The following is a 7,670-nucleotide window of genomic DNA, read 5'->3' as shown; positions in this document are numbered from 1 at the left end:
GCCCAGGAACATCACCAGCGCAACCGTGGCCCAGAGCGTCGCGAGAGATGTGGCGTCCATGATGCGCTCCTCACCGGGCCACGGATTTGACCGCGGCCGCGATCTCTGCCTTGCTGGCCTTGCCGCCAACCAGGGCTTCGACAATCGCCGAAGCGGTGTCCTCGGCGATGCTGCCGACTTCCTTCATGGCATTGGCCTTGATGGAAGAGATGCGGGCCTCGGCTTCGCCAAGCTTGGCGTCGAGCGCGGCCTCGACCTTCTTGCGAGCGGTGTCGGCCTCGGCCTTAGCCGCGTCGTTGGCCTGCTGGCCGATCGCGTTGGCCTTGGTCTTGGCTTCCGCCAGTTCCTGCTCGTAGGCAGCAACGGCAGCGTCGGCCTCGCCCTTCAACTTGGCCGCCTGATCGAGATCCTGCGTGATGCGATCGTTGCGGACATCGATGATGCCGCCGACGCGCGGCATCACAACCCGCTTCAGGAAGAGATAGAACAGCCCGAAGGTGATCGCCAGCCACAGAAGCTGCGACGGGAACGTCGCCGGATCGAATGGCGGAAACGTGCCATGCGCTTCAGCAGGCACACCGGTGCTGGAATGCGTGTCGCCTTCCGTAGCAGCGTGGCTGGTATCGGCTGATGGCGCGGACTCTTGCGCAAAGGCAGATGTCACGAACATGGACTATCCCCGAAATTCAGGCCCGCCGCTCGCGCGGCCGGCCTGTCCAATCTTCCCGAGTGCTCAGCCGAACAGGGCCAGAAGCGCGATGAGAAGCGAGAAGATGCCCAGAGCTTCGGTCACGGCGAAACCGAAGATCAGGCGGCCGAACTGGCCATCGGCAGCCGACGGGTTGCGCAGTGCGCCCGCGAGGTAGCTGCCGAAGATGTTGCCGAGGCCAATGCCCGCACCACCCATGCCCAGGCAAGCGATGCCGGCGCCGATGTACTTTGCTGCTTCTGCGTCCATTTGTTCAACTCCTTTGGATCTAAAATTCCGTTGCGATTCCATCCGGCGCCAATGTTGGAAATTCTTGGGCCGGAAACTTTTGGACCTAGTGCCCGGGGTGCAGGGCGTCGTTGAGATACATGCAGGTCAACACGGCAAAGACGTAGGCCTGCAGGAAGGCGACCAGCAGTTCCAGTGCCGTCAGCGCCACCGCCATCGCCAGAGGCAGGATCGAGCCGGCGACGCCGACCGCGCCGAGCGCGCTCAGGCTGACCACGAAGCCGGAAAACACTTTCAGCGTGATGTGGCCGGCGAGCATGTTGGCGAACAGACGAACCGAGAGGCTGACCGGGCGCGACACGAAGGAGATCACTTCGATCAGCACCACCAGTGGCAGCAGGAAGACCGGCACGCCATGCGGCACGAACAGTTTCAGGAAGCCGAGACCATGCTTCATGAAGCCGTAGACGACCACGGTTGCGATCACCAGCACGGCAAGGCCGAAGGTGACGATGATGTGGCTGGTGACGGTGAAGAAATACGGGAACAGGCCAAGCAGATTGGCGACGAGCACGAACATGAACAGCGAGAACACGAGAGGGAAGAACTTCATGCCTTGCGTGCCGGCGGCATCGCGCAACATGTTGCCGACGAACTCGTAGGCCATCTCGGAGACCGACTGAAGCCGCCCGGGAACCAGGCTGCGGCTTGACGTCGTGAGAAACAGGAATCCAGCCGCGACGATAACGGTTGCGACCATGAACAGTGCCGAATTGGTGAAAGACAGGTCATAGCCCCCGATGTCGATCGGAATCAGCTTGTTGATATGGAACTGGTGGATCGGATCGACCTTGTCAGCTGCCACGTTCAAACCCCGTCAATGCCGCGTACGGCCTCGTTACCATTACCGCACATGGTGCGCGGTCATTTCTTGTCGTCTTGGCCACGGCGCGATTTATCGCCCTGTCCAAATTCTGCCACAACGCCGGCGGAACGCATCACATTGAGCACTCCGGCGCCAAAACCAAGCAGCAGAAACACGATCAGACCCCATGGCGATGTCCCCGCCAGACGGTCGATGATCCAGCCGATGCCGGCACCCACCACCACCCCGGCGATAAATTCGCTGGAGAGTTTGAGCGCCTGACCGTAACCGGCCACACTGCCCGCTTTCGCGTCGTCTTTCCCCTCGAGCCGGCCCGGCCGCCTTGTCGCAAGCGAAGCTTCAAGGTCACGGCGGCGGCGCTCAAGATCGTCGTCGCGGATGTCGGGCTCATGCTGATTGCCGCGGCCGGTTTTTCCGGTTCCGTCTGGCCCATTCTTGTCGGCCATCGCACCCCCCCTGCCCGGTCAGACCGTCACCGTCCGTCCGCTTCTAAAGTCGCCGGCAACATAGTTAGAGGGTTTGCGCCCGTCAAGCCACGGGCGGAAGTTCATTGCCATGTATTTTAGGCAATAAAATCAATGAATTAGAAAGGTGCGACATCGTGCCCGCCATGATGACGAAGATGCATGGCGCGAATCCCCCGCGCAATGGCCCTTTGATCGGCTGCGCGCCACATCAAAGATCAGCGGCTACTCCGCACTCAGCTCCAGCCGCCGCCATAGGTCCGATAGAAGATATGCAGGCCGATCTTGGTCATCTTCTGCATCGTGCGCGCCCAGCCGGGATGGACATATTGCGCATAGTAGTGGGTCGACGATCCGACCTCCGGGATGAAGATCTTGCCGGCAGTGACGGCCATGGCGATCTCCTTGGCGGTCTTGTAGGCGGCTGGGCTATCGATGCGCTTCTTCCTGCCGTCGCAGGCGAAGGAGAACTGGCAGCGGTTGAACCAGCTGTCGTTCTGGTAGACGACGCCGCAGATCGAATTCGGATAGGTCGGGTTGCGGACGCGGTTGAGGATGACCTGGGCGACGGCGGCCTGGCCGCGCACGGATTCGCTCCTCGCCTCGAAATAGATGCCGTTGGCAAGGCATGCCTGCTCCTTCTGGGAGAAGACACTGGCGGGCAGCGGGTTCTGGATCCACGAATGATCGCCCTTGGCCATCGGCGGAATGAAGCGGCCCTCATTGGGCTGCTCGTCCTGAAGCAGGGCTTCGAAGGGCGATGCCTTGGCATAGTCAGGCTCGGACTGCGCGTAGGCGGTGGCCAGCACGTCCGGATGGTCGTTGTTGACCAGCGCTGCCAGCATGGCCGGCACGCCGGGATCCGGCTTCCTGTCCTCGCGCGCATGGAATGCCGCGGCGATCTGGATTTCCTTGCCTTTGATCTGCGGCTTGGCGAAAGCCATTTTCAGGCCGCTGTCCATGCTGGGCCGCAGCAAGGAGGAGGTGCGCTCGAAGATCGAGCCGGCGTTGAAGTTCTTCGGCGGTGCGACGGGAGACATCTGGACGATGCGCCCTTTCTTCTCGGCGCGCACGACGCGGTCCTCATCGGGCGTGCCGCTGACCTTGCCGCCCTTGCCGCGAAACGACACGTTGCCGACACCGGCCAGGTGGACACCCGATCCGGAGATGGAGCCGGTGACATCAGAATCGACAAAGGGCATCTCGGCCGCATGGGTCGAGCCGGCGACGGATTTCTCGACATAGGAATTCCAGCGGGTGTTCGCTTCGAGGCCGGAGACAAGGCTCGTCATGTCCTGATAGGCGACGATGGTCGGAAAGCCGATCCAGATGCCGAGACCGATGACGAACGGGGGCAGAAAGCCACGTCTTCTCTCACCGGCGGCGGCAACCAGCCGCTTCAACACACGTCGATGCACGGAACACTCTCCAGGAACGCGACAGACCCCACTGGAGAGCAAAATGATGCATTAACCTTGATGGGACGTTAACGGCTTCGATCGGATTGTTCTCAGCCGGCTTCAGGTCGTGGTTCCGAAGTCGGGCGGTTTTGCGGCCGAACTCAGGCCGGACGCAGGAAGATCGGCCGGGCGATCAGCGCGCAGATGGCGGCCGCCAGCCAGACGCCGGACCAAGACCAAAGGTGCAAGAGCCCCGGAATGGCCACCGGCACCAGGAAGAAGCCTACGAAAACAAAGGTGTTGGCAAGGCTGAGCGCGGTCCCGACATGGCTGGCCCCGGCAAGGGTGGCAAGCTCGGTGTAGGCGACGCCGTGCCAGGAAGAGACCGAGATGCCTGCGACAATTAGCACGACTGGAAGGACCGCCAACCAGATGAGCTGGCCGCCCGGAACGGTTGGGCCGAACAGGACCAGCAGCCAAAGCATGGCGAAGGCAAGGGCGCTGAACGCGCTGCACAAGCGAAGAAATTGGCGGCGGTTGCCGTGACGGTCGGTGAAGCGGCCGCTCCAGATGCGCATGACCATGGCGCCGATCTGAACGGCGGCGAGGCTCGCGCCGATTGCCGCCGTTCCCAACCCAACGAAATCGTGCAGGAACACGGAAGCGAAGGTGAGCACGGCCACCTGCGGAAAGCAGAGCAGGCCGATGGCGGTCGCGATACGCCAGACATCGCGATTGCGCAGCGGCGCCGGTCCGGCCACAGCCGAAGCGAGATGGCCCTCGCCCGCCGTCGGCGGCTCGTGCAGCCAGCGCCAGGCGAACAGGGCAGACAGAGCGGATGCGCCCGCCAGCACCCCGAACACCGCGCCAAAGCCGAAAGCCAGCGCAAGCGAGGGCAGCACGAGCGCGCCAAGGCCACCGCCAAGCGGCACCGCCGTCTGCCTGACGCTCATGGCGAAGCCGCGCTCGTTTTCCCGAAACCAGCCCATGATGGCGCGGCCGCTCGAACCGTTGACGCTGCCGCCGAGCAGTCCGGTGATGAGCAGGCTCGCGGAGAGCAGCGTGACGCCGGGAATACCGGACTTTGTCGGCACAACCAGCATCGCCATGACCAGGAGCCACGCCGCCGTCGCGCAGAGCCCGATCAGGAGCACGCGGCGGTCGCCCCAGCGATCGGTGAGCAAACCCCAGGGCAGTTCGCTGAGCGCGACCCCCAGCCCGAGAAGGCCGAGCGCCAGGCCGAGCTCGGCATTGCCCAAATGATAGCCCTGGCGAAGAACGACCGCCGTCGCCGGGATGCCGGAGAACGTAGCCGAGAAGGCGGCATTGGCGGCAACGCCGATGCCCAGAACCTTCCAGCGATGGCCCGGCTTGAAAACCCTCCCGGCGGAACCGGTATCTTCCAGGAGCTTCGGCGACTGCCGATCGGTGCAATTGACGATGGCGGACATGATTTCATTTCCCGTGCTGGCCAGTGGTCCGGCCTTGACGATCTGTCCCTACCGCCATAATTTCATCCTGAAAATCAGGAAGTTTTGAACTTACAATCCTGAAAATCGGGACTTCAGATATGCGACGCGTAACTTTCGACCTCGACGTCCTGCGCAGTTTCGTCACCGGTATGGAGCTGGGCAGCTTTGCCAAGGCGGCTGACCGGCTTGGCCGGTCGACGTCGGCGGTCAGCGCGCAATTGAAGAAACTGGAAGAACAGGCGGCGACGCCGATCTTCCGCAAATCAGGACGCGGCCTCGCTTTGACCGAGGCCGGCGAGACCATGCTCGGCTATGCGCGCCGGCTGATCGAATTGAATGACGAGGCGGCATCCGCCATCCACGATGTCGAGCTGGAAGGCTGGGTACGGCTCGGCTTGCAGGAAGATTTCGGCGAGGCGGTGCTGCCGGACGTGCTCGGCCGATTTGCCCGGGCGCACCCCAAGGTGAAGATCGAAGCCAGGATCGCACGCAGCCACGACCTTGCCGAAAGGGTCATGTCAGGCAGCCTCGACATCGCGCTCGCCTGGCACTGCGGCGAAACGCTGCCCTACAGCCAGCATGTCGCCGATGTGCCGATGCGCTGGATCGGGCCGGCAAAGCGCATCGAGACCAGCCTGCGCGACGGTGAGCCGCTGCCGCTGGTGGCGCTCGAAGCGCCATGCCTTCTGCGCACGGTGGCAACCGAAACGCTCGACCGCGCCGGGCTGTCGTGGCGGATGGCCTTTTCCAGCCCGAGCCTTGGCGGCATCTGGGCAGCGGTGGCGGCGGGGCTGGGGCTGACGATCCGCACCGACATCGGCCTGCCGGCCAGCGTCAGCGCAATGACGCCGGAGATCGCCGGGCTGCCGGCATTGCCCAAAATGGCGTTGGTGCTGCACCAGAAGGATGCTGAACTGGATCCGGTGGCAGCGCGGCTAGCCGACATATTGTTGCAGGCGGCGTTGCAGGCGCTGCCACGGGACGAGCGGTTGAAGGAGGTCGCTTAGACAGCCGGAAAGGTATCCAGTGTCGCGTTCCGTCCCCTCTGTCCTGCGGACATCTCCCCCGCAAGGGGGGAGATTGGATGTCGCGAGTGCTCTCGCGAATCTTCAACGTTGCAAGAAAGGCGCCGTCAGAACGAACTGCTGATCTCCCTCCTTGCGGGGGAGATGGCCGGCAGGCCAGAGGGGGGTGCTGTCCCGCCAACTTTGCGGAGAATTCCCGCGAGCAAAGAGGCTCATTCGAGCCCGACCGCTTATTTGCGCTTGTTGGACCTGCCGGCGAATGGATTGTCCGACGTGCGCAGCGCGATGCGGATCGGCACGCCGGGCATGTCGAAGGCTTCGCGCAGGCTGTTGGAGAGATAGCGGACATAGGATTGCGGCATCGCATCGGGCCGCGAGCACTGGACAACGAAACCCGGCGGCCGGGTCTTGGCCTGGGTGACGTATTTGACCTTCAGCCGGCGCCCGGCCACGGCAGGCGGCGGGTGGTGTGCCAGGATGCCTTCCAGCCAACGGTTGAGCTTGCCGGTCGAGACGCGGCTGTTCCACACCTTGTGCGTCCTGATGACGGCATCCATCAGCTTGTCGAGGCCGCGCCCGGTCTCGCCGGAGACAGGTACGGCCTGGAGGCCGCGCGCCTGGGGAAGAAGCCGTTCCGTCTTCTCTCGCAGTTCGGCCAGAAGTTCCTGGGGATGGTCGATCAGATCCCATTTGTTGAAGGCGATCACCGGCGCCCGGCCTTCCCTGATGATCAGGTCGGCGATCTGCAGATCCTGCTTCTCGAAGGGGATGGTGGCGTCGAGCACGATGATGACGATCTCGGCAAACCGGATGGCGCGCAGACCGTCCTGCACCGACATCACTTCCAGCTTTTCATGAATCCTGGCCTTGCGGCGCATGCCGGCTGTGTCGAACAATTTCAGGCGGCGACCATGCCAATCCCAATCGACCGAGATCGAATCACGGGTAATGCCGGCTTCCGGTCCGGTGAGCAGCCGCTCTTCGCCGATCAGCGCGTTGATCAGCGTCGACTTGCCGGCATTGGGACGGCCGACGACGGCAATGCGCATCGGCTTGGTGTCGTCATAGGTGTGCTCGGCATCCGGATCGGCGATATCCTCGCCGATCAGCACCTCGCCGGCAGCGACGTCTTCGTCTTCGCCATCTTCTTCTTCGCCGAAGGCGCGCGCTTCGCCGAGCGCGCCGATCACGGCGTCGCGCAGGTCAGGCAAGCCCTGGCCATGCTCGGCCGAAACCGGGATCGGCTCGCCAAGGCCGAGTTCCCAGGCCTCCAGCATGCCGCCCTGGGCGCCCTTGGCCTCGGCCTTGTTGGCGACCAGCACGACCGGCTTGCCGGACTTGCGCACGATCTCGGCGAAGGTCCTGTCGTCGGGCAACAGGCCGGACTTGGCGTCGATGGTGAAGAAGATCAGGTCGGCATCCCGGATGGCGATCTCGGTCTGCGCACGCATGCGGCCGGGCAAGGTCGAGGCGCCCGCGTCCTCGA

General features: G+C 63.5%; 8 protein-coding genes. 1 reads left to right on the top strand and 7 read right to left on the bottom strand.

Annotated features, from left to right (window positions below):
- Positions 1-70: 70 nt before the first annotated feature.
- The 6 genes from EN906_RS15715 to EN906_RS15690 all read right to left on the bottom strand — a co-directional run bounded on the left by EN906_RS15715 (position 71) and on the right by EN906_RS15690 (position 5,138).
- Positions 71-670, bottom strand: coding sequence for a F0F1 ATP synthase subunit B (locus EN906_RS15715; RefSeq protein WP_127272329.1), 600 nt, complete (start codon positions 668-670; stop codon positions 71-73).
- A 63-nt stretch (positions 671-733) separates the two neighbouring features.
- Positions 734-958 carry a F0F1 ATP synthase subunit C gene (locus EN906_RS15710; RefSeq protein WP_006206606.1) on the bottom strand — a complete coding sequence of 75 codons (225 nt, stop codon included), beginning with the start codon at positions 956-958 and terminating at the stop codon, positions 734-736.
- An 85-nt stretch (positions 959-1,043) separates the two neighbouring features.
- Complete coding sequence (locus tag EN906_RS15705) at positions 1,044-1,802, bottom strand: F0F1 ATP synthase subunit A (RefSeq protein WP_013532843.1); 759 nt, start codon at positions 1,800-1,802, stop codon at positions 1,044-1,046.
- Between the two features lie 59 nt (positions 1,803-1,861).
- Positions 1,862-2,269, bottom strand: a complete 408-nt coding sequence (locus EN906_RS15700) for an AtpZ/AtpI family protein (protein WP_127272330.1) — start codon at positions 2,267-2,269, stop codon at positions 1,862-1,864.
- Positions 2,270-2,523: 254 nt separating this feature from the next.
- Positions 2,524-3,705, bottom strand: coding sequence for a cell wall hydrolase (locus tag EN906_RS15695; RefSeq protein ID WP_127270764.1), 1,182 nt, complete (start codon positions 3,703-3,705; stop codon positions 2,524-2,526).
- A gap of 143 nt (positions 3,706-3,848) precedes the next feature.
- Positions 3,849-5,138: an MFS transporter gene (locus EN906_RS15690; protein WP_127270763.1), complete on the bottom strand. Its 1,290-nt coding sequence runs from the start codon at positions 5,136-5,138 to the stop codon at positions 3,849-3,851.
- A 119-nt stretch (positions 5,139-5,257) separates the two neighbouring features.
- On the opposite strand from EN906_RS15690, the gene EN906_RS15685 reads away from it, so the two are divergent.
- On the top strand, positions 5,258-6,166 hold the full coding sequence (locus EN906_RS15685) for a LysR substrate-binding domain-containing protein (protein ID WP_027036003.1): 909 nt from the start codon (positions 5,258-5,260) through the stop codon (positions 6,164-6,166).
- A 248-nt stretch (positions 6,167-6,414) separates the two neighbouring features.
- On the opposite strand, the gene der is transcribed toward EN906_RS15685, so the two are convergent.
- Positions 6,415-7,670: ribosome biogenesis GTPase Der (gene der, locus EN906_RS15680; protein WP_127375247.1), on the bottom strand; the 1,256-nt coding region annotated here is incomplete at its 5' end.

This window comes from Mesorhizobium sp. M7A.F.Ca.CA.004.06.1.1 (assembly GCF_003999135.1).
In the GTDB taxonomy this organism is placed as follows: Bacteria; Pseudomonadota; Alphaproteobacteria; order Rhizobiales; family Rhizobiaceae; genus Mesorhizobium.
The sequence above is the reverse complement of the archived record's forward strand: the minus strand, read 5'-3'. Positions and strand labels throughout refer to the sequence as shown.